20 protein-coding genes, 1 pseudogene and 1 other annotated feature are annotated in these 20,393 nt (G+C 26.1%); of the genes and pseudogenes, 7 read left to right on the top strand and 14 right to left on the bottom strand.

Going from position 1 to position 20,393, the window contains the following annotated elements; genetic code table 11:
* Window positions 1-264 precede the first annotated feature (264 nt).
* Window positions 265-438, bottom strand: coding sequence for a (2Fe-2S)-binding protein (locus ACQRD5_RS00840; RefSeq protein WP_291626596.1), 174 nt, complete (start codon window positions 436-438; stop codon window positions 265-267).
* 128 nt (window positions 439-566) lie between these two features.
* Window positions 567-1,469 (bottom strand): AEC family transporter, encoded by a 903-nt coding sequence (locus ACQRD5_RS00845; protein WP_291626598.1) that lies wholly within the window; start codon window positions 1,467-1,469, stop codon window positions 567-569.
* Between the two features lie 387 nt (window positions 1,470-1,856).
* Here ACQRD5_RS00845 and ACQRD5_RS00850 point away from each other — a divergent pair, with 387 nt between their 5' ends.
* Entirely contained in the window at window positions 1,857-2,438 is a 582-nt protein-coding gene (locus ACQRD5_RS00850; RefSeq protein ID WP_294189380.1) for a manganese efflux pump MntP family protein, read from the top strand.
* Between the two features lie 81 nt (window positions 2,439-2,519).
* Here the strand turns inward: ACQRD5_RS00850 and ACQRD5_RS00855 are convergent, their stop codons facing one another.
* From ACQRD5_RS00855 to ACQRD5_RS00865, 3 genes are all read right to left on the bottom strand, one after another.
* A complete protein-coding gene (locus ACQRD5_RS00855) occupies window positions 2,520-2,939 on the bottom strand; it encodes a YjdF family protein (RefSeq protein WP_291626602.1) in 420 nt (139 codons plus the stop codon).
* A 253-nt stretch (window positions 2,940-3,192) separates the two neighbouring features.
* Complete coding sequence (gene pssA / locus ACQRD5_RS00860) at window positions 3,193-3,696, bottom strand: CDP-diacylglycerol--serine O-phosphatidyltransferase (RefSeq protein WP_291626604.1); 504 nt, start codon at window positions 3,694-3,696, stop codon at window positions 3,193-3,195.
* 20 nt (window positions 3,697-3,716) lie between these two features.
* Entirely contained in the window at window positions 3,717-4,394 is a 678-nt protein-coding gene (locus tag ACQRD5_RS00865; protein WP_291626606.1) for a TVP38/TMEM64 family protein, read from the bottom strand.
* A 197-nt stretch (window positions 4,395-4,591) separates the two neighbouring features.
* On the opposite strand from ACQRD5_RS00865, the gene ACQRD5_RS00870 reads away from it, so the two are divergent.
* Together ACQRD5_RS00870 and ACQRD5_RS00875 are read left to right on the top strand one after the other, a co-directional pair.
* On the top strand, window positions 4,592-5,281 hold the full coding sequence (locus tag ACQRD5_RS00870) for a response regulator transcription factor (RefSeq protein WP_291626608.1): 690 nt from the start codon (window positions 4,592-4,594) through the stop codon (window positions 5,279-5,281).
* Window positions 5,274-6,602, top strand: a complete 1,329-nt coding sequence (locus ACQRD5_RS00875; RefSeq protein WP_294363479.1) for a HAMP domain-containing sensor histidine kinase — start codon at window positions 5,274-5,276, stop codon at window positions 6,600-6,602. The genes ACQRD5_RS00870 and ACQRD5_RS00875 overlap by 8 nt, the downstream gene beginning before the upstream one ends.
* A gap of 158 nt (window positions 6,603-6,760) precedes the next feature.
* On the opposite strand, the pseudogene ACQRD5_RS00880 reads toward ACQRD5_RS00875, so the two are convergent.
* From ACQRD5_RS00880 to ACQRD5_RS00895, 4 genes and pseudogenes are all read right to left on the bottom strand, one after another.
* Window positions 6,761-6,856: pseudogene (locus ACQRD5_RS00880) on the bottom strand (peptide deformylase); the annotation flags it as partial.
* A gap of 96 nt (window positions 6,857-6,952) precedes the next feature.
* Window positions 6,953-7,513 (bottom strand): zeta toxin family protein, encoded by a 561-nt coding sequence (locus tag ACQRD5_RS00885; RefSeq protein WP_427746414.1) that lies wholly within the window; start codon window positions 7,511-7,513, stop codon window positions 6,953-6,955.
* A 1-nt stretch (window position 7,514) separates the two neighbouring features.
* The gene (locus tag ACQRD5_RS00890) at window positions 7,515-7,679 is read right to left on the bottom strand and encodes a hypothetical protein (RefSeq protein ID WP_291626613.1); all 165 of its coding nucleotides are present in this window, start codon (window positions 7,677-7,679) and stop codon (window positions 7,515-7,517) included.
* 156 nt (window positions 7,680-7,835) lie between these two features.
* Window positions 7,836-8,597, bottom strand: a complete 762-nt coding sequence (locus ACQRD5_RS00895; RefSeq protein WP_291626615.1) for a DUF2087 domain-containing protein — start codon at window positions 8,595-8,597, stop codon at window positions 7,836-7,838.
* Between the two features lie 200 nt (window positions 8,598-8,797).
* Between ACQRD5_RS00895 and ACQRD5_RS00900 the strand changes: the two genes are divergently transcribed.
* Window positions 8,798-10,150, top strand: coding sequence for a [Fe-Fe] hydrogenase large subunit C-terminal domain-containing protein (locus ACQRD5_RS00900; protein WP_427746415.1), 1,353 nt, complete (start codon window positions 8,798-8,800; stop codon window positions 10,148-10,150).
* A gap of 160 nt (window positions 10,151-10,310) precedes the next feature.
* Window positions 10,311-11,312 carry a glycosyltransferase family 2 protein gene (locus ACQRD5_RS00905; RefSeq protein ID WP_320628058.1) on the top strand — a complete coding sequence of 334 codons (1,002 nt, stop codon included), beginning with the start codon at window positions 10,311-10,313 and terminating at the stop codon, window positions 11,310-11,312.
* Window positions 11,313-11,565: 253 nt separating this feature from the next.
* On the opposite strand, the gene ACQRD5_RS00910 is transcribed toward ACQRD5_RS00905, so the two are convergent.
* A complete protein-coding gene (locus ACQRD5_RS00910; RefSeq protein WP_291626621.1) occupies window positions 11,566-11,820 on the bottom strand; it encodes a TIGR04540 family protein in 255 nt (84 codons plus the stop codon).
* A gap of 249 nt (window positions 11,821-12,069) precedes the next feature.
* On the opposite strand from ACQRD5_RS00910, the gene ahpC reads away from it, so the two are divergent.
* Together ahpC and ACQRD5_RS00920 are read left to right on the top strand one after the other, a co-directional pair.
* Window positions 12,070-12,633 (top strand): alkyl hydroperoxide reductase subunit C, encoded by a 564-nt coding sequence (gene ahpC / locus ACQRD5_RS00915; protein ID WP_291626623.1) that lies wholly within the window; start codon window positions 12,070-12,072, stop codon window positions 12,631-12,633.
* 138 nt (window positions 12,634-12,771) lie between these two features.
* Window positions 12,772-14,436 carry an FAD-dependent oxidoreductase gene (locus ACQRD5_RS00920; protein WP_291626625.1) on the top strand — a complete coding sequence of 555 codons (1,665 nt, stop codon included), beginning with the start codon at window positions 12,772-12,774 and terminating at the stop codon, window positions 14,434-14,436.
* Between the two features lie 262 nt (window positions 14,437-14,698).
* On the opposite strand, the gene ACQRD5_RS00925 is transcribed toward ACQRD5_RS00920, so the two are convergent.
* From ACQRD5_RS00925 to ACQRD5_RS00940, 4 genes are all read right to left on the bottom strand, one after another.
* On the bottom strand, window positions 14,699-16,012 hold the full coding sequence (locus ACQRD5_RS00925; RefSeq protein WP_291626627.1) for a dicarboxylate/amino acid:cation symporter: 1,314 nt from the start codon (window positions 16,010-16,012) through the stop codon (window positions 14,699-14,701).
* 88 nt (window positions 16,013-16,100) lie between these two features.
* Window positions 16,101-16,336 (bottom strand) — a binding site (T-box leader).
* 163 nt (window positions 16,337-16,499) lie between these two features.
* A complete protein-coding gene (locus tag ACQRD5_RS00930) occupies window positions 16,500-17,540 on the bottom strand; it encodes a galactose ABC transporter substrate-binding protein (RefSeq protein WP_427746416.1) in 1,041 nt (346 codons plus the stop codon).
* A gap of 79 nt (window positions 17,541-17,619) precedes the next feature.
* On the bottom strand, window positions 17,620-18,594 hold the full coding sequence (locus ACQRD5_RS00935) for a substrate-binding domain-containing protein (protein WP_291626631.1): 975 nt from the start codon (window positions 18,592-18,594) through the stop codon (window positions 17,620-17,622).
* A complete protein-coding gene (locus tag ACQRD5_RS00940; RefSeq protein WP_294170329.1) occupies window positions 18,594-20,387 on the bottom strand; it encodes a sensor histidine kinase in 1,794 nt (597 codons plus the stop codon). The genes ACQRD5_RS00935 and ACQRD5_RS00940 overlap by 1 nt, the downstream gene beginning before the upstream one ends.
* Window positions 20,388-20,393: the final 6 nt, after the last annotated feature.

Genomic DNA, 20,393 nt, shown 5'->3' on the forward strand with positions numbered 1-20,393 from the left:
TAATAATTAATTCTCTATCTACATTATATACTGTTTTTATTATTTTTTGTTACAATTAATATTCAAATAATATATTTAATTAAATCTTAATATTTTTTTATTTGAACTTTTTATGGTAATTTTTCGTAATATTAACCTAACTATATCTGAGAAGAAAAAAATTATTCAAAATTATTTATATAACAATATTTTATAAAATTATATAAAATCAATAGAGCTGTCTAACCTCCTTTAATTTTACATAGTAAGACAGCTTCATAAAAACTATTTATTTTCTTCTATTAATGCTTCTATTTTAGCTCCACATCTGCTAGCTCCACAAAATCCTGCTCCAGCACAAGTAGCTTCTTTAACTTTTTCAAAAGTATCAGCACCATCTTTTACAGCTTTTACTATTACATCTTTTTCTACACCTTTGCATAAGCAAACTAAATCCATATTTACACCTCAATTTCTAAAATTGTCTCTTTAGTTATTTGTAAAAGAAACATAAAATATTCTAATTCTTTATTATTATATAATATTTTCTCAACATTTAAAAGATATTACTAAAAAATAATTATTCTTTAATTAATTATTTTAGTAATTATAGGTATAGTTATAATAGATAGTAAAGTTGTTATAAATACTACTTTGGCAGAATATTCTTTTTCTTTATTAAAATCTGCTGCAAATATTGATGTCATAGCTGCTGCCGGCATAGCTTGTAAAACTATAATTGTATTTATGACAGTAGTATTATCTTTTATAATTATTTTAATTAGAAAAAGTATTAAAGGTATTATTATTAGCTTTATTAAAGCTTCATAATATATTGAAACCTCTTTAAATACATCCTTTATTCGTACCTTAGATAATATACTACCCACTATTATCATTGAAATTGGTGCAGTCATATCACCTACTATTTTTGTTGTATCTATTAAAAAAGATGGTAGCTTTATATTAAGAAGCATTATAGGAATTCCTATATATACAGCTATTATTGCGGGGTTTACTAAAACTTTTTTTATTTTTTTCTTTGACATCTTATCTGAAAAAATCATAACTCCATAAGTCCATAAGGCTATTGTGAATACCATATTAAATATTGATGTATACACAACCCCCTCTGCCCCATATAAACTATTGATTATTGGGAAGCCTATAAAACCACAATTTGAAAATACATTTGCAAAATGTAGAATTTTTTTCTTTTCACCTTTAAGAGGAAACAAAAATATATAAGAAATAATAGCTCCTAAAGCCATAAAAGTTATGCTATATATAAATGCAGTTAAGACATTTTTTCCCATTCCATCACTAAATTCAAAGCTAAAGGAATTTATAACTAAAAGTGGTAGTGTTACTTCTAATAGTATTCTTCTTAATCCTTTGTTTATTTCTTCATTTATTATGTTCTTTTTACTTCCATAAACACCTATTAATATTATTAAAAATAAAGATATTATTTTATTTAATACAATCATTTTTTACTCCTATATAAATTCTTTATTCTTTCATTATATACTGTTTATTAGTTAAAGTTATATAATAATTTTTTAATAAAGTATTTATTATTATAATTTAGTAGTAATTAAAATATAATTTTACTAATATATTGATAAAGTATTATTTATTTGTTATTATTATAAATATAATTTTTTGTATAAGGGAGTAGTTAGCTCTATTTTGTAAGAGTTACTAAGTCAACATATTGAACAAAGTTCTGGCTTAGTATTAAATAGCGAGACTTATGCGTAGTTTTTCTACGTATAAGTCTCGTTTTGTTTTCTTATAATAATCTATAAGTATAATAGAATCCTAATTTATATTTAGGTTTTTATAATAAATTCTATAATAAAGGAGTACATATCATGAGTTTCATTTCAATTTTTATGACTGGAATAGGATTGTCTATGGATGCTTTTGCTGTTTCTTTGGCTAAAGGTATTTGCTTAAAAGAAAATGAATTAAAATATTCTTTAAGAGTATCCTTATTCTTTGGTGGCTTTCAAGCACTTATGCCTCTACTTGGCTGGTGGGTTGGTAGATATTTTGAAAGCTATATAAAATCCTTTGATCATTGGATAGCTTTTATATTGCTTGCAATTATAGGTGGAAAAATGCTAATAGAAGCTATTAAAGAACTAAAATCTACTGAAGATACAGAAATAGCCGTAGAATGTGAAAGAGATGAATTTTCTTATAAGAAGCTAACTATTTTAGCTATTGCAACTAGTATTGATGCCTTAGCTGTTGGAGTAAGCTTTGCATTTTTAAGTGTTAGCATTATTCCTTCTATAACAATCATAGGAATAACTACTTTTGTATTAAGCTTTTTTGCAGTTTTTCTTGGCAAAAAGCTTGGTGAGTATATGCAAAGCTATGCAGAAATAATTGGTGGAGTTATTTTAATAGGCATAGGAATTAAAATATTAATTGAACACTTAATGTAAATTGTTCAGATGTTAAGAAATTAAAAATGAATAAGATACTTTCATTGAAATTTTTCCGTGAAAGTATCTTATTCATAATACTTAATGTCCCTTATGCTTCTCTTTACGTTTAGCTTGTTTAATTTCATATTTTCTTCTTTCTTCTGCAAGTTTTTCTTCCTTAGTCTTCTTCTTACGATTTACATTAGTAATTTCATGCTGCTCCTTTAATGCTCTCTGAGCCTTTGTTCCAATCACATTTTTCTCTAACTGCCTTTTTATTTCACGTTGCTGTCTTTTAGGATTAACTTTTTTTAATGCCCTATCATTTTCATGAGATTCTTGCTTTGAAAACCTTAATTTATAATAATATTTTATTATAAATTCATAAACTTCTGTATCATTAGGTTCACAACCGAAAGTTGCTTTACTAACCATATATAAATTTTTATCTTCAATTTCAAAAACTCCAATCCAAAAAGGATCATTAAATAATACCGTTAGTTTTACTGATGTTAACACAAATTTTTCCTCCTGATAATTAAAACTCATAAGAGAATGGACAACCCCAGGAGGGCAGGTTACTGCTATATTCCTAATATAGGTTCTGACTACCAACAGAACTGTGTTTTTATCTCTACAAAAGTATTATACTTCTATATTAATAAGCAAATCAATATAGTATAAATTTTAATATTTAGCAATTCCAGTTTATTTTTGCTGGATTAGGCTCATCTACTTTTTGTGATTTTTTTAATATCCTTCTTTATATAAACTATATCTTTTTTAGTTTTAACTTAGAAATCATAAGATATCCAAACATAATCATAAATACTATTACTATAATTTTCATTTCCATATTTACTATTAATGATAATACTGCTAAAACACTTCCACAAATAGTTATTGGTATCCCAGAAAAAACTCCCTCAAAATTACTTATATTATATTTTGCAAGCCTATAACATCCACATATAATATAAAATAACATAATAGCTACACCCATTAAATAATCATTTAATCCATACTTGAAAAATATAAGAAATCCTGGGGCAACTCCAAATGAAATAAGATCTGAAAGTGAATCAAGTTCCTTACCTATTTCACTTGATACATTAAATGCTCTTGCTATTCTCCCATCATATCTATCAATTAACGCTGCTCCAATTATAAAAAGTGCAGCAATTAAATAATATTTATTTATTACTTGAATTATTGACAATATACCAAATGATAAATTTAAAAATGTCAGTATATTAGGAATATATTTCTTAACCATAATTTTCTTCCTTTCAAACTTTAATAATTTTCATTAGATAACTTTTTTATTATCTTATCCCTATAAGTAATCCCTATTACAAATCCAATAACAGCTATAACAGATATTATTATAGTAGTATTATAATCTCTTGCATTTATGTTAGCACCCAAGCTTGCTGATGCCATTATCCAAGGAAGTCTACTTACTATTAAAATAATAAAAAACTTCACAGGTTTTATTGCAGTTAATCCTGCTACATATATCATAAAATCTTTAGGCAAACCTGGTACTATAAAAATTATAAATAGTATAACTTCAAACTTTTTACTATCCATAATATTGGCTATCCATTTTAACTTTTTCTTTTCTATTAAATTTGTAATAAAATCTCTACCTACTAATCTTGTAAAATAGAAAGCTATACCAGAGCCTATAACAAGTCCCATTAAATTATATGTTGTTCCCAATATATTCCCATAAAGATACCCTCCTGCTACTTGAATAGCTTCCCCTGGAATAGGAGCAATTATAGTCTGCAAAGCTTGAAATAATATGAGAATAATCGCACCCATACTCCCCATAGATAAAATATAATTCTTAAACTCTTCAAGTGATACAGTAATTAAAAGTAACTTAGGCGTAAATTTTATTAACAATATAGTTAATAAAATAGTACTTAATATTACTAAAAATTTCATTGTAAACTTTTTATTCAATATTACTTATTCTCCTCTTCCGTAAATTTTAATTTATATTTTCATTTTTATTTTTCATTTCATATATTGCATTCTATAAGAATTATCTTAAATCTTTAATATATCAAATCTTAAGAATTCTTAAGTGACTTATAAAATAATAGATAAAAATCTATTTACTATATATACTAAAATATGAAAGGAGGAAAATTGGCTATATGAAAAATATTTTAATTGCAGATGATAATGATGAAATTAGAGAAATAGTACGAATTCTTTTAGAAAGTGAAGGCTTTAATATATCTGAAGCTATGAATGGTGAAGATGCTGTCAATAAAGTTAATGATGATACAGATTTAATTATTCTTGATATTATGATGCCTATAAAATCTGGTTTTAGAGCTTGTGTAGAAATTAGGGAAAAATCAAGTGCTCCTATTTTATTTCTTACCGCCAAGTCCCAAGATTCAGATAAATGTATGGCTTTCTCAGCTGGAAGTGATGATTTTCTCTCAAAGCCCTTTTCTTATACCGAATTAATCTCAAGAGTTAAAGCATTACTTAGAAGATATTATATATATAAGGGAAAGGAATCCCCTGAAACACCTGATTTTATAGACATAAATGGTTTGAAAATAAATAAAAGTTCTAATCAAGTTTTTATGTACAATGAAGAAGTTATTCTTACTGAAATAGAGTATAGAATTCTTTTATTATTAGCCTCAAATAGAAATAAAATTTTTTCTGCACAAAATTTATATGAAAGCGTATGGAATGAACCATATTTTTATTCAAATAACAATACAGTAATGGTACATATAAGAAATTTAAGAAGTAAATTAGAATCCGATCCTCAAAATCCCAAATATATAAAAACTATTTGGGGAAAGGGGTACAGAATTGAATAGAAAAATTTTTTCTACAAAACTTGAGAAAAAATTAACTTTATCTATAATAATTTCGTTAATTATTTCTTTTTCAATATTTTATTTAGTGAATTCTGTTGGAGAATATATACTCGATAAATATTATGATAAAAGTTCTTTTCTTGAAAATAAAAATACACAAGTGATATCTGACTTTAAATCTTATGTATTAAAAAATAATATATCAATTAATGATCATAAAAAAATTGAAAAGTGGATTCGTGATTATAAATATTATATAGATATTTATATATTTATAAATAATGAGTTAGTGTACAACTCAAATAGATATGCTTCATATTACACCTCTGAAAATTTAAAAATAGCATCTTATATATCAGATAGCTTAGATGATGTTTCTTTTTATGATACAGATGCTAAAGTTTATATAGACTGCTATTTTGAATATAAAGATTATTACATTATTCTTTCTATATCAGTATCTATTGGATTGTTATGCTTTATTATTATTATGCTTACTTTAATTCGCAAGAAAATTTTGTATATAAAAACCATTGAAAATGAAATTAAAATATTAGAAGGTGGAAATTTAAATTATACTATATCTATTGATGGAAATGATGAATTAGGATCCCTAGCAGAAAGTATAAACGAAATGCGAAAGTCTTTTATTGAGAGATTACAAAATGAAAATGAAGCAACATTAGCTAATAGTGAACTAATTACTGCTATATCTCATGATTTAAGAACTCCACTTACGGCATTATTAGGGTATCTTGATATTATAGAATATAAGAAATATAAAACTGCAGAATCTCTTATGCAATATATACATAATAGTCGTGAAAAAGCTTATCAAATTAAATCATTGTCTGATAAACTTTTTGAATACTTTCTAGTTTTCAATAAGAAGAATGATTTAGATTTAGAAACATTTAATGTGACTGAAATTCTCGATCAATTATTTCAAGAAGAAATTTTTATGCTAAGTAATGAAAATTTCATATTTGATTTTATACCCTGCAGCACTATATCTCATTTAGATATGAATCTAATTTCAATGAAACGTGTATTTGATAATATATTCTCTAACCTTTCAAAATATGCTGATAAAACTAAACCTATCAAAATAAGATATTATATTAAAAATCAAGATTTATTTATTATAGTTAAAAATAAAATAAATAAAAATTTAAAATCTGTAAATAGTACTGGTATCGGGCTAAAAACCTGCACTAAAATTATAGAAATGCATAATGGTAATCTATATACTGAAAAAACAGATGATTCATTTTCAATTAATATTAGACTAAATATAAAACCAAGTAACTCATTATATTAATCTTTTAGAGAAGCTTAGTGTTAAGCACCTCTTTAGAATACATCATATTAAAGAAAAATTTAAGATTTTGAAGAGCAATTCTACTCTAAAATTACCAAAGAAACTTTTTCAAAGATTTTTTACTTAAATGGGAGTAGCTAAAGTATACTCCCATTTATCTAAATTATTATACCTTCAAAGCGGTCTATCTCGTTCTGAATAATCTGTGCAGTAAATCCAGTAAAAGTTTCTTTATGCTTCTTAAAATTTCTATCCTACTTTTAATTATTAACTTACTTATTTATCCTTATTTTAATATAATCAAAGTATAGATATTAAAAATAATAGTAGAATTAATTTAAATTCTACTACTAAAAATTAACATCTAACCAATTAGGTATTTTTTTATCTTGCCAAATCATTTTCCCATTATCAAAAGCCATCACCAATTTAGACATTTCAGTATTATCATATATATTAACTTTATTACATATTTTAATTACTTTATTTAAATTCTTCAAAGAATCATAGTATCTTCTTTCTATTGTCTCATCCGGTATTCCATGACCACCTTTGCTTACTCTAAGTGCAACTCTCTCCTTAGCTATCTCAACACTTTCAACTCCAATATAATTCATAGTAACATAAAACCCTTTTTCTTTAGCTAATTTTATATTTCTAATTATACTTTTCCCACATAAAGTAGTTTCTTGATTAAATGATATACCTTCAACTATATATTTCTTTATTAGTTTTACAGCTTCCCTTGCACATTTCATTTGAATATTATTATCTTTCCAAGAACCTATTCTTGCAACCATTTCATCAGTATTTATTCTTTTCTCATCTATATTTTCTTTATAATAAACAGATTCATATATTGAAGTTTTTCCTGCTCCATTAACTCCTGCAAATATAGTATAATTTTTCATACTACTTACCTATAACTTTCATTTGTTCTCTTTGTAATATAATATTAGATAGATTTGCATAGAAATCTCGTTCTTCTTTTGTCTTTGAATCTTGAAATAATTTCATAATATCTTTATATGAATACTTTATAAAAATATCATATAAATTAATATCCTTATTTTCCATAAAAGATACCTCCTAAAAGAAACATATTTATATAAATATTATATATCAAATTTTCTGAGTCATAAACCTACCCTATAATTCTATCCAATCACTTAATTTCTTATATACTCTAAAGCCCCTCTTCTTATACATTTCATATGCAATATTATTCTTTTCTTATTCCTTTACCCAATATTCAATACAATCTTTAGATCTTTCTAAAAATCCATATTGAATTAAAGCCCTTCTTATTGTTACATAGTCTTCATATATTCTTTTTAATATTCTATTTATTTCCTTTTCAGAATATTTCTTTCCAACATTAAAGTTTTTAGTTATCTCTTCTAATAATATAATTTTTTTCTTTTCTTTAGATGGATAACTTTTCAATCCCCCATTTTCATCTAAATAAGTATCTATAACCTTAATTTTTTCTTCCTTAGTTATATTAAATCTATCATCTAAGGTTGTTGCTCCTTTGTGCGGATCACAAATAAAATCTTCTTCTAACATGTTTATCTCTTTATTTGTATTCTTAGAAAGTAAATTCATAGTTGCTAAAAATAACTTAGCTTGTTTTTCTCTTTCTCTTAATTTATATCTATGGTTTCTAATAGTCGAATTTGCTACCCCTAATTTTGATGCTATTTCTTTATCTGTTAGTCCTAAGGCCATTAATTCAATTACTGATTTTTGAGATAATGAGATTCCTGTATAATTTGAATTCATATTTAATAAATAACTTAACATAGACTGATGCTTTTCTTTAATATGAAGCTCTGCTGTTTTTTTTGCATCATATAGATTTCCATCTACTTCATATATTCTTCCTTTTATAAAGCTTTCTTCACAAATTATACATTTTACTTCCTCTTCTGTTTCAATAAATCCTCTTTCAGTTTCTTCAATGGACGCATTCCAAAAAAATTCATTTTCCATAATTATAACCTCCATAAAATTCTTTTAAATAAATTTTACATCTTTATCCTATATTTGTCTATATATTAGCAAACTTTATTTTATTTCGTTTGTATTTTTTTATTTTGAAATATTGTTTTTAATATATAGATTTTTAGTATTAATAATTACTGAATTATATATACTAAAGTATATAAAGTTTAGTACTTGGAGGTATATAAATGCATAATAAATATAATGATCTTTTTGATATTTTAGTAAGATCTTATTATGAAGGAAATTTTGACGATACTCTTTCTAACGTTATGGTATGCCATGAGGTTTCTCCTCAGGAAACCTTTAAAATTATTACATCCCTATGTGGAGTGTCTTTGGAATTTGACAACAATTACGTTTATAATATAAAAAAAGCAATTACTAATTATGCTGTTAATAAGAAGTTTATAGAAAAATTAGATAGTTGTAATATTAATTGTAAGGAAAATAAAGATAAAAAATTCAATTGTCAAGCAGCTTGTCCATTCGATGCAATTTTATATGATTATAACAACAAATCCACATATATAAACTATGATTTATGTGTTGGCTGTGGATTATGTATAGATTCTTGTAAGGATGGTAAACTTTTAGATAAAATAGATTTTATTCCAATTGCTGATTTAATTAAAAATAATAAAACTGTTATAGCTGCTGTTGCTCCTGCAATCACTGGACAGTTTGGTGAAAATGTATCTCTAGATCAATTAAGAGCTTCATTAATTAAGATTGGATTTAGTGATATGATTGAAGTGGCTTTTGCTGCTGATATGCTTACAATAAAAGAAGCTGTAGAATTTAATAAACATGTAAATGGACCAGATGATTTAATGATAACTTCTTGTTGCTGTCCTATGTGGGTTGGAATGCTAAAAAGAGTATATAAAGAATTAGTTCCTGACCTTTCTCCTTCTGTTTCTCCAATGATAGCAGCAGGAAGAATTATAAAAAAATTAAATCCTAAGGCAAAAGTAGTATTTATTGGACCATGTATAGCTAAGAAAGCTGAAGCAAAAGAAAAGGATTTAGTTAATGATATAGATTTTGTATTAACCTTTCAAGAGCTAGATAATATTTTTAAAGCTTTAGAAATAGACCCTTCTAAATTGGAAGGTATACCAACTAAAGATTATGCTTCAAAGGGTGGAAGGTTATATGCACGTACTGGCGGAGTCTCTATAGCAGTAAGTGAAGCTATAGAAGAATTATATCCTGATAAATCCAAACTTTTCAAGTCTGCTAAAGCAGAAGGAGTTAAGGAATGTAAAGATATATTAAATAAAGCATTAAGTGGAGAAGTAAAGGCTAATTTTATAGAAGGAATGGGCTGTATTGGTGGTTGTGTTGGTGGTCCCAAAGCCCTTATTGCTAAAGAACAAGGAAAAATTTATGTTGATAATCTAGCTTACAATTCTCCAATTAAGGTTGCCACTCATAGTAATACAATGGATGAGGTTTTAGAAAAACTAAATATAACTTCTCTAAAAGACTTTGAATATGATAAAAAGACTGAAATATTCCATAGAAATTTTAATTAAATTTACTACTATCATATTATGATTATTTTCTTTAAAATCTCCTTCTACTAAGTAATTTAAAGTAGAAATTCAGAGTAATATCTATTTTTCTATTATTAGCATAGATGTATTATTTATCATATCTTATAATGTAAAAATATTATAGGAGGAAATATTTAATTTGGATACCTTAAGTGTTTGTATTATAGCTAAAAATGAAGAAAGTAATTTAATAAGATGCCTAGAAAGCATAAAAGGTATTGCAGATGAAGTAATATTAGTTGATACAGGTTCTTTTGATAAAACAATAAGTATTGCTGAAAAATATAATGCTAAAATAATAGAATTTCCTTGGGAAAAAAATTTTAGCACTGCAAGAAATAAAGCTTTAGAGATGGCTACTAAAGATTGGATATTATGCCTTGATTGTGATGAGGCATTAGATATTTCTCAAGTATATGAAATAAAAAGAAAACTTAAAAATTCTAAGAACTTAGGATTTAGATTAAAATTAGCAAATGTTATTGATAATAAGTTATATAATGGAAAACATATTCTAAGAATAATTAGAAATAATTCTGGATTTTATTACTCTGGAAAAATTAACGAAAAACTTATGAATTCAATATATAAAGATTTCCACAATAATGAAATACTTAATTTAGAATACTTTCTATATAATTATGGATTTGATTACAGTAGAAAAACCTTAATAGAAAGATGTAACAGAAATATAGATATATATTTATCCTTTAATAAAGAAGAAATAGATTTTCTTTATTATTACTATATAGGTAACGAATATTATCTATTAAAAAAATATAACACTGCAGCTAATTACTATATTAAAGCTCTTAATTTAAATGATAATGCTTATATAAATAGTTATATAACACTTTTATTAGTTAAATCCTATTACTTAATTAAAAAATATAATAAAGCCATCTTAATAGGTGAAAGCTTTTCTATAAAATATAACTTAATAAGAGAACTATATTTCTTTTTAAGTGAATCTTATAAGATGCTTGAAGAGTTTGATGTATCTAAGGAATATTTTAAGATTTATTTAAGTAATACTCCAAGCCAATACTCTTACTTTTTCAATTTGATTAATAATTCTTCTAAAAATCTAATTCCAGAATTTTTTGGTTTTTCAATAGATAATTTAAGCATTACTAAATAAAATAGAAGATAGATATTATATTTGTTGCCACATAATAAACTTCTAATCACCAAAATACAATATCTATCTTCTTCTATACCTAAGTAATGGGAGTATTATAATAAAGCTCTTAATAATAAAAATGACCGAATAACCAATAATATATGGTTATTCGATCATTTAAAATATTTGAAAAGATAATCATAAATTTATTAAAATTTTTGAAGACCTTTCCAAGTAGTATTGATATATACTTAATATCAATACTGTTAAGCTATTGTTCTTTTCTTTTTTCTAGAATTTGTTCTAATACATTTAATCTTGTTTTGCCAAGTATTTGCTTCGGTTTTTTAGCTATCTCATTGTCCTTGTAAAACTTATTTTTATTAGCTTGTACAACCATATAGATTTTTTCTTCTAATGCTTCATCTTCGATGTTGCCTTCGAAGTAATCATCTATGTAGTTTCTCAATGCATAGCTCAGTTCTTCTTGATTTTTATAATATAGTCTGATTCCACCCTTATTCACTATATACTCCTCCCTATAAAATCTACTTTTTAAATATATTTTATACCAAATATATCTTATATACAACCTGTATTAATATACTAAATTCTTACTTAATTATTAAATGTATCTATTTTCCACATTTTTCTTTCAATTATCTTCGTTTTTAAAAAAAATATACAAAAAATATTTAAAAAATGTGTTGACAAATTATTAATTAATAATTATTATTAATACATAGAAATTATTAGAAATAGGGAGGAAAAATTTATGTCATTAATAGGAAAAAAATTAGAAGACTTTAAGGTTCAAGCTTACCACAATGGTAACTTTGTAGAAGTATCAAATGAAGATGTTTTAGGAAAGTGGGGAATATTCTTCTTCTATCCAGCAGACTTCACATTTGTTTGCCCAACAGAATTAGGAGATTTAGCTGATCACTATGATAGCTTTAAAGAAATAGGAGCTGAAATTTATTCAGTATCAGAAGATTCACATTTTGTTCATAAGGCATGGGCTGATACAACTGAAACAATTGGAAAGATTAAATATCCAATGTTAGCAGATCCAACTGGTAAGTTAGCAAGATTCTTTGAAGTACTTATCGAAGAAGAAGGAATGGCTTTAAGAGGAACATTTATAGTTGATCCAGATGGTGTAATTCAAGCTTACGAAGTTCACCAAAACGGAATTGGTAGAAATGCTGAAGAATTACTTAGAAAAGTTCAAGCTGCTCAATTCGTAAGAGAACATGGAGATCAAGTTTGCCCAGCTAACTGGACTCCAGGAGATGATACATTAGTACCAAGCTTAGACTTAGTTGGAAAACTATAATATAACATGGTGCTTTGGCACACTGTAAAATTTAGCGAGGAAACTCGCTATTTTTTTAACAGACTAATCAATAATAATTATTAAATAATAATAGAATATTCAAATATATATTTATTTCATTTTATAAAGGAGGATTATATGAACAAAAACATTTATGATTTAGTTATAATTGGTGGCGGTCCTGCTGGTTTATCTGCTGCTTTATATGCTGGAAGAGCAAAGCTTAGAACATTACTACTTGAAAAAGAACATACAGGTGGTCAAATTACAACTACTGCTGAAGTTGTAAACTATCCTGGTATAGTTAAAACAAGTGGTGCAGAAATGACTTCCCAAATGCGAATTCAAGCAGAAAATTTTGGTGTTAAATTTCAAACTGCTGATGTTACTGATGTGGATTTTAATGGTGATGTTAAGACTATTAAAACAAATGTAGGTGATATTCAAGGAAGATCTGTAATTATAGCTACAGGTGCATCACCAAGAAAATTAGGTTTCCCTGGTGAAATCGAATATGGTGGTAGAGGGGTTGCCTACTGCTCAACATGTGATGGTGAATTCTTTAAAGGTTTAGAAGTCTTAGTAATAGGAGCAGGTTTTGCAGCTGCAGAGGAAGCTATCTATTTAACTAGATTTGCTAAGAAAGTAATAATAATTGCTAGAGAACCTGATTTTACTTGTGCAAAATCTATTGGAGATAAAGTTAAGGCTAATAAAAATATAGAAATAAGATTTAATACTGAAGTTGTTGAAGCCGTTGGTGATGATGTATTAAGATCAGTAAAATTAATTAATAATGTAACTAAGGAAACTTCTGTATATTATCCTCCAAAAGAAGATGGAACATTTGGTATATTTGTATTCGTTGGATATCAACCACAAACTGATATCTTTAAGAACAAAGTTGATATGGACAAATGGGGATATATACTAACTGATGAAAATATGAAAACTAATGTAGATGGTGTTTACGCTGCTGGTGACTTAAGACCTAAGATGCTAAGACAAGTTGTAACTGCAGTAGCTGATGGTGCTATTGCTGCAACAGATGCTGAAAAGTACGTAGCTTCACAAAAAGAAAGACTTGGAATAGTTGATGAATATGTAGAAGAAGAAAAAGTTGAAGAAAAGAAAGAAACGCAAGTAGCTTCTAATATAAAGCCTGGTAAGAGTGCATTATTAAATGATGCTTTAAGAAAGCAAATTCAAGGAGTTTTAGCTAGATTTGAAAATAATATATCTTTAGTTTCAATTGTAGATGAAAATAATAGTAAATCTATTGAACTAAGAGATTTAATTTTAGATATAGCTGACTTAGGTGATAAAGTTAATGCAGTTATATATAAAAAAGGTGAAAATCCTGAAATTGAAGCTAAGGTTAACGCAAATAGATTCCCTATAGTGGCTATTTTAAATAAAGATAATGAATATACCGGTGTTAAGTTCCATGGTGTTCCAGGTGGACATGAATTAAATTCATTCCTTATAGCTATGTATAATGTAGCAGGTCCTGGTCAAGAAATTAACCCTACTATATTAAATGATATTAAGTCTATAGATAAGAAAATAAATATTAAAGTTGGAGTATCACTTTCTTGTCATGTATGCCCTGATGTAGTTATGGCTGCACAAAGAATAGCAATAGAAAACCCTAATGTTGAAACTGAAATGTTAGACTTATCTAACTTCCCTGATTTAAAGGATAAGCATAAGATAATGAGTGTGCCAGCTATAATAGTAAATGACGAAAAAGTTTACTTTGGTGGTAAGAAGCTTGAAGAAATAGTAAACCTATTAAAATAAGTATTATCATTATATATTTATAATAAAAAATAGTAGCTAACCAATTGAATCTGGTGCTACTATTTTTTCTATTATTCTTATGTTTATATACTATACTACATAATTATAGTACTATTCTAAATTATAATTATTTAAATTTAATATATATCAGAAAATTCAATATTAATAATGTTATTAATTTTTATAATTTCTAAAGAATAAACCTATATGAGTAGATTTACTTAAATTCTTCTCTGTCATATAGGTTTAATACAGTTATTTATTATGCTATTATTTTAGATGCTAATTTTTCTTTTTTTCTTTTTTCTGTTTCATCTACTACTACAGCTGTAACTGCTGTTCCTGTTACATTAGTTAATGTTCTCATCATATCTATAATTGCATCTACTGCCATTACCATAGCCATACCTTCTATTGGTAATCCAGCTGTTGATAATACTACAGTTGTTGACATAGTAGCTGCTCCAGGAACTCCTGCTATACCAATTGATGAAATTATTGTAGTCACTACTATTAGAATATAATGATACATTGTTAAATCTACTTTAAATACATTTGCTACAAATATAGCTACTATAGCTGGATATAAACCACCACAAGCATTCATCCCCATTGTTGATCCAAGTGGAGCTACAAAGCTTGCAACATTTCCAGAAACCTTAGCATTTTCTACTAAAGTCTTAATAGTAACAGGTAATGTACCATAACTACTTTGACTTGTAAATGCTACTACTTGAGCTTCTGATATATCTTTAAAGAATTTTAATGGATTCTTTCTTGCAACTAAAGCTACTAATGGTGTATGAACTAATAGTATTTGTAATATACATGCTATATAAACGGCTACTACAACTAATAATAATGATTTTATTGTATCTATTCCATTTTTTGCTGCTGCTGTTGCTATTAAAGCAAATACTCCATATGGTATAAATTTTAATATTATCCTAGTAATACTTAATACTAACTCATAAGCTGATAATATAAAATCTTTAAAAGCTTTAACCTTTTCTGGATTCTTATTATCTTCAATAACTAATGCTACTGCTATAAATAATGAAAAAATAACTATTGGAATTATTTGATTATTCACCATTGATGCTACAGGATTAGATGGTAGGAAATCTAAAATAACCTTTGAAAAAGCTGGTATTTCTTTTGGAGTAAATCCTTCTACACCAACATAATTTAAACCATATCCTAAATTAAATACTCTTCCTATAATTAATCCTATTATTGTTGCAAGTCCTGTTGTTCCTAATAATATACCTATAGTTTTAAGACCTATTGATTTTAAAGTATCTAAATTTTTAAGTCTAATTATGCTTGTTATTATTGATACCATAACTAATGGTACAACTATCATTTTAATTATTGATATATATCCCTTACCTACAACTTCAAGGTAAGCAAGATTTTCCTTAAAAACTGCTCCTAAAATTAAACCTATTGTTAAAGCTGTTAAAGTTGCATAAGAAAACTTTCCAGTCTTTAATTTTACTAAATAAATAACATAAAATCCTACTAATGATAGTACTATTGCTAAAATTAAATTGAAACTAATATTAATATTCATATTTCCCTCCTACTTTTAATTAATTTTATAATTACAATATAAATTATTAAGATTTTAAAAGAAGAACAAAAAAACTCCTGCCCTGTTATACAGAGGCAGAAGTCTAACTTCCACGGTTCCACTCTGATTAGATATAAAATATCCATCTCGTCATCGGTACTAAAGATACCTAGTCTCTATAATGGGAGAACCCATAATCCCCTACTTAGTTTCAAGGATTAAACTCTAAGATGCACTTCATTAATACAATTATAAGCTATTCCAGCAAACTAGCTCTCTCTAAAATAATTGATATTAATTACTTCTTCTCTTCATCGTCATTATTCATATCGGAATACTATGTTTTAATTATAGCATTATATTATTCATTGTCAATATATAAATTAAACATTCAAAATAAATATTTTTATAAATTCATAAAGAATAAAAAATAAGAAGATGCAAAAACATCCCCTTATTTAAACAATAGTTAATAATGCATTATAAATTATTTTAGGTATTTATCTACATTATTTATAGTTACTTTAGTATGTGGTATTTTCTTATATTTCTCTTTTTCCATATCACTAATATCTTCTAAAGACTTCCCTTGTGCTACATCTATTGCTATTTCAAAAATAGCTTCTGCTTGAGCCACTGAATCACTTATTACAGTTCCATTCATTTCTTTATTCTTTATTGACTCCATAGCCTCTTTTATTCCATCTACACCAACAACTATGGGTTTCCTAATTAAATCACTATTTGAATTTATTGCATGAATAGCTCCTAATGCCATACCATCATTATTGCTAAATACTACTTCTATTTTATCTCCAAATTCTTTAATCCATTGAGTCATTTTACTATTTGCCTGATCACTTTGCCAGTTAGCACTATCATCTGCTAATTTTTCTAACTGTATACCTTTTTCATTTAGAGATTTGATACAATACTCTGTTCTTATAAGTGAATCTTGATGACCTGGCTCTCCTTCAAGCATTACATATTGAATTATTCCGTCTTTATTTTTATCATAAAGCTCCTTATTAGAATTCCACTGTTCTGCAACAATATCTGCTTGTAATCTTGCTGACTGTTCTGCTTGGGCTCCAACATAATAAACTTTATTCCATCTATTCATATCTTCTTCTACAGGTTCTCTATTAAAGAAAATTATAGGAATATCTGCATATTTTACCTTATCTATTATTGTAGCTGCCGCTGTTCTATCAACTAAATTAACACATATTACATCATAATCTTGATTAATAAACTTATCAACTTGATTTCCTTGATTTAAAGTACTCCCCTTTGCATCTAAAGTTTCAAGTAAAATTTTAAAGTCATAATTACTTCCATTTTTCTTAACTATTTCTTCTAAGTTACTTGAAATTGTTGAGATAAAAACATCATCTTGCTTATATAATGTTACTCCAATTTTTATTTCTTCTTTGGATTTAAGCTTTCTATCTTTAGCACACCCAACTACTAAAGTAGAAATAATTATTAAACTAAGCATATTGAAAATCTTCTTACACTTTATCAAAATACCCTCCCATTAATAAATCCTTACTATAAAACTTTTTTATAGATTTTCTTAAATTATTCTATTAGGTATAAAATCATTATCTAACAATTGGAAATAAGATTTTTTGATTTTCCTTAGAGTACATATTTCCACTATTTATCAAAGTGGATTCAATATTAATTTTATTATCTAACTCTTTATTTTTTATTCTATATACAGCAGTTTTTACACTTAAATATCCAACATTAAACTCATTTTGTATTTCAATTCCATCTATTATTTTTTCTTCTATTAAAGAAATTATGGCACTTGTTCTTCCTATTCCATATAGTTCAATATCAGACTCTACATTAGTATTGCTAAGCGCATTTTTCTTAACTTTCCCAATAGTTTCTAAAACATTTGGTTCAAAGGCTACTAAAACTTGTGATTTATTATCTAATAATATAGTTTTAATTTTACTATATAGCTTTGAATCATCTAATGGCATTTCCATTACTTCATAGGTGTTCTTGCCTTTATTTATTTCATCTATAAATCCATTGTATCTCTCATTTAAACTACTATATTTATAGTTACTCTTAGCAATTATAATATGATTTCTAGTATTTCCATTCCTTACTACCTCTTCTGCTAATTCTTGACCTAATTTATAATTATCACAAGATATATAAGGTATATTTTCTTTTGTGTCTATTTTAGATTCAAATAACACTATTGGTATTTTTTTATTAATGCTTTCTATTAAATCTACTAAATCTGTGTAATCTGCAGGAGATATAATTATGGCATCTGTTCCTGAATCTATTTGCCTTTGTAAATACTCCTTTTGTTCCTCAACATTATTTTCATCAAGTAAAGATATAACTCTAAGATTCACATTCATTTCTGAAGATGCTTGATTCATTCCAGCCTTCATTACACTCCATTCTTCAGTATTTTTTCCTCTAATTATTACAGCAATATCATAAACTAAAACTTCTTTTTTCCAACCTTCTTTAATTAATATTAGTGAGGATACTAATACAGATAAAAATAAAATAAATAAAACTATTTTTTTCTTTATTCTCATTACTTATCCTCCTTAATACTATTAAATTCTACAGATGGCATATGAATTCTAATTGTTGTTCCTTCATCTGGTTCACTATAAATCTCTAAGCCATAATCACTTCCAAAATATAGCTTAATCCTCTGATGTACATTATTTAATCCTATTCCAGATCCTTTCTTTTGAATATTATTACTTTTTTCAGTTAAAAGCTTGTCTGCTACTTCCTGAGGCATTCCTAATCCATTATCAATTATATCTATATACAAATCTTCACCCTTTTTATAGGATTTTACTAATATATCTCCATCACCATTCATATATTCCATGCCATGATATATAGCATTTTCTATAAGTGGTTGAATTATTAATTTAATACTAGTTAAATTTAAAGTATCCTCATCTGCTTCTATACTATAAATAAATTTATTTTTATATCTTATGCTTTGTATAGTTAAATAATTTCTAGCATGTTCTAATTCATCTTTTACTGTAATTATATTTTTACCCTTACTTAAACTTATTCTAAAAAATCTAGCTAAAGCAGTAACCATAACTATTGCCCCATCATAATTTTCATTTTCTATCATCCAAATTATTGAGTCTAAAGTATTATAAAGAAAATGTGGATTAATTTGTGCTTGTAATGCATTTAATTCACTCTTTCTTTTTGACTCCTGCTCTACCATTATATTTTTCATAAGTAAATTCATCTGATTTACCATTGATTTTATTGCTTTAGTTAAATGCTGAATTTCATAAGAACCACTTTCAGATATATTTAAGTTTTCAACACCATTTTCAAATTCTTTAACAGCCTTTTCTAAATCTTTTATAGGATTAGCTATTCTTGATGACACAAACATATTAATTGATATTAACGTAAATATTGCAAAAATCATAATAAATATTGCAAAAACTCTAAATTCATAATAGCCTGCAGTAACATCAGACATTGGTGATATAGCAACTAACTTCCAACCTGTATATCCAACTGTTTTAACTGTAACTAATCTATTACTTCCTTCAAATTTTTCTATATGATTACCATCTTCATATTTAGCTGCTTCCTTATTATTTTCAGTTGTTAAATTTGAATAAATTAACTGTTGCCTAGGATGATAAATTATCTCCCCATCTCTATCTATAAGATATACATATCCATTTTTACTTACTTCAACATTTTTACAAATTTGCTCTATTCCACTGAAGTTCATATCTACTAAAAGCACACCACTGCTTATTTTCCTTTTATTTGTTATCTCAACTGCTCTACTTAATGAAACTACCCATGTATATTTATAGTCAGGATCATAAAATAAATTTTGAACATGAGGAGTTGAAAAATGTAAATTTTCTTTTCTATTTTTTGCATTTTTAAACCAATCATTAATTCTAGGATCTATGTTTTTTTTCAGCTGTTGAAGTGGATAAGACTCTATTATTTCACCAAATTCAGAAAATAAAGTTATACTTATTAAATTATCTTTATTGGCTTCATATATTAAGTCCATTTCCTTTTCTATATTCTCTACTGACATATCAGTCTTCTTAATTGCCCTATAATAAATGGTGTCAGAAATTTTCATCATATTCCTTAAATAGCTATCTAAATTTAAATTAACTTGCTCAATAATTGTTTGGTTATTCTTTGAAACCATTTCTTCAGTAGAGTTAGAAAATCTTAAATATAATGCTCCTCCCACTACTATCATTCCAATAACAGCAACTATAGTAAAGGATATTGAAATTATATATTTAATGCTGGCCTTCTTATAATAATTATTAACTTTATCCTTAATAAATTTAAACATAATAAT

Source organism: Clostridium sp. SGI.024, assembly GCF_050315195.1.
GTDB lineage: Bacteria > Bacillota > Clostridia > Clostridiales > Clostridiaceae > Clostridium.

What these genes read in the sequence shown, in the direction of transcription:
- ahpC (WP_291626623.1), top strand. Translation starts at nt 12,070, where the DNA reads ATGTCATTAATAGGAAAAAAATTAGAAGACTTTAAGGTTCAAGCTTAC.
- ACQRD5_RS00890 (WP_291626613.1), bottom strand. Translation starts at nt 7,679, where the DNA reads ATGGAAAATAAGGATATTAATTTATATGATATTTTTATAAAGTATTCA.
- ACQRD5_RS00840 (WP_291626596.1), bottom strand. Translation starts at nt 438, where the DNA reads ATGGATTTAGTTTGCTTATGCAAAGGTGTAGAAAAAGATGTAATAGTA.
- ACQRD5_RS00885 (WP_427746414.1), bottom strand. Translation starts at nt 7,513, where the DNA reads ATGAAAAATTATACTATATTTGCAGGAGTTAATGGAGCAGGAAAAACT.
- ACQRD5_RS00935 (WP_291626631.1), bottom strand. Translation starts at nt 18,594, where the DNA reads ATGAGAATAAAGAAAAAAATAGTTTTATTTATTTTATTTTTATCTGTA.
- ACQRD5_RS00845 (WP_291626598.1), bottom strand. Translation starts at nt 1,469, where the DNA reads ATGATTGTATTAAATAAAATAATATCTTTATTTTTAATAATATTAATA.
- ACQRD5_RS00920 (WP_291626625.1), top strand. Translation starts at nt 12,772, where the DNA reads ATGAACAAAAACATTTATGATTTAGTTATAATTGGTGGCGGTCCTGCT.
- ACQRD5_RS00940 (WP_294170329.1), bottom strand. Translation starts at nt 20,387, where the DNA reads ATGTTTAAATTTATTAAGGATAAAGTTAATAATTATTATAAGAAGGCC.
- ACQRD5_RS00895 (WP_291626615.1), bottom strand. Translation starts at nt 8,597, where the DNA reads ATGGAAAATGAATTTTTTTGGAATGCGTCCATTGAAGAAACTGAAAGA.
- pssA (WP_291626604.1), bottom strand. Translation starts at nt 3,696, where the DNA reads ATGGTTAAGAAATATATTCCTAATATACTGACATTTTTAAATTTATCA.
- ACQRD5_RS00850 (WP_294189380.1), top strand. Translation starts at nt 1,857, where the DNA reads ATGAGTTTCATTTCAATTTTTATGACTGGAATAGGATTGTCTATGGAT.
- ACQRD5_RS00870 (WP_291626608.1), top strand. Translation starts at nt 4,592, where the DNA reads ATGAAAAATATTTTAATTGCAGATGATAATGATGAAATTAGAGAAATA.
- ACQRD5_RS00925 (WP_291626627.1), bottom strand. Translation starts at nt 16,012, where the DNA reads ATGAATATTAATATTAGTTTCAATTTAATTTTAGCAATAGTACTATCA.
- ACQRD5_RS00900 (WP_427746415.1), top strand. Translation starts at nt 8,798, where the DNA reads ATGCATAATAAATATAATGATCTTTTTGATATTTTAGTAAGATCTTAT.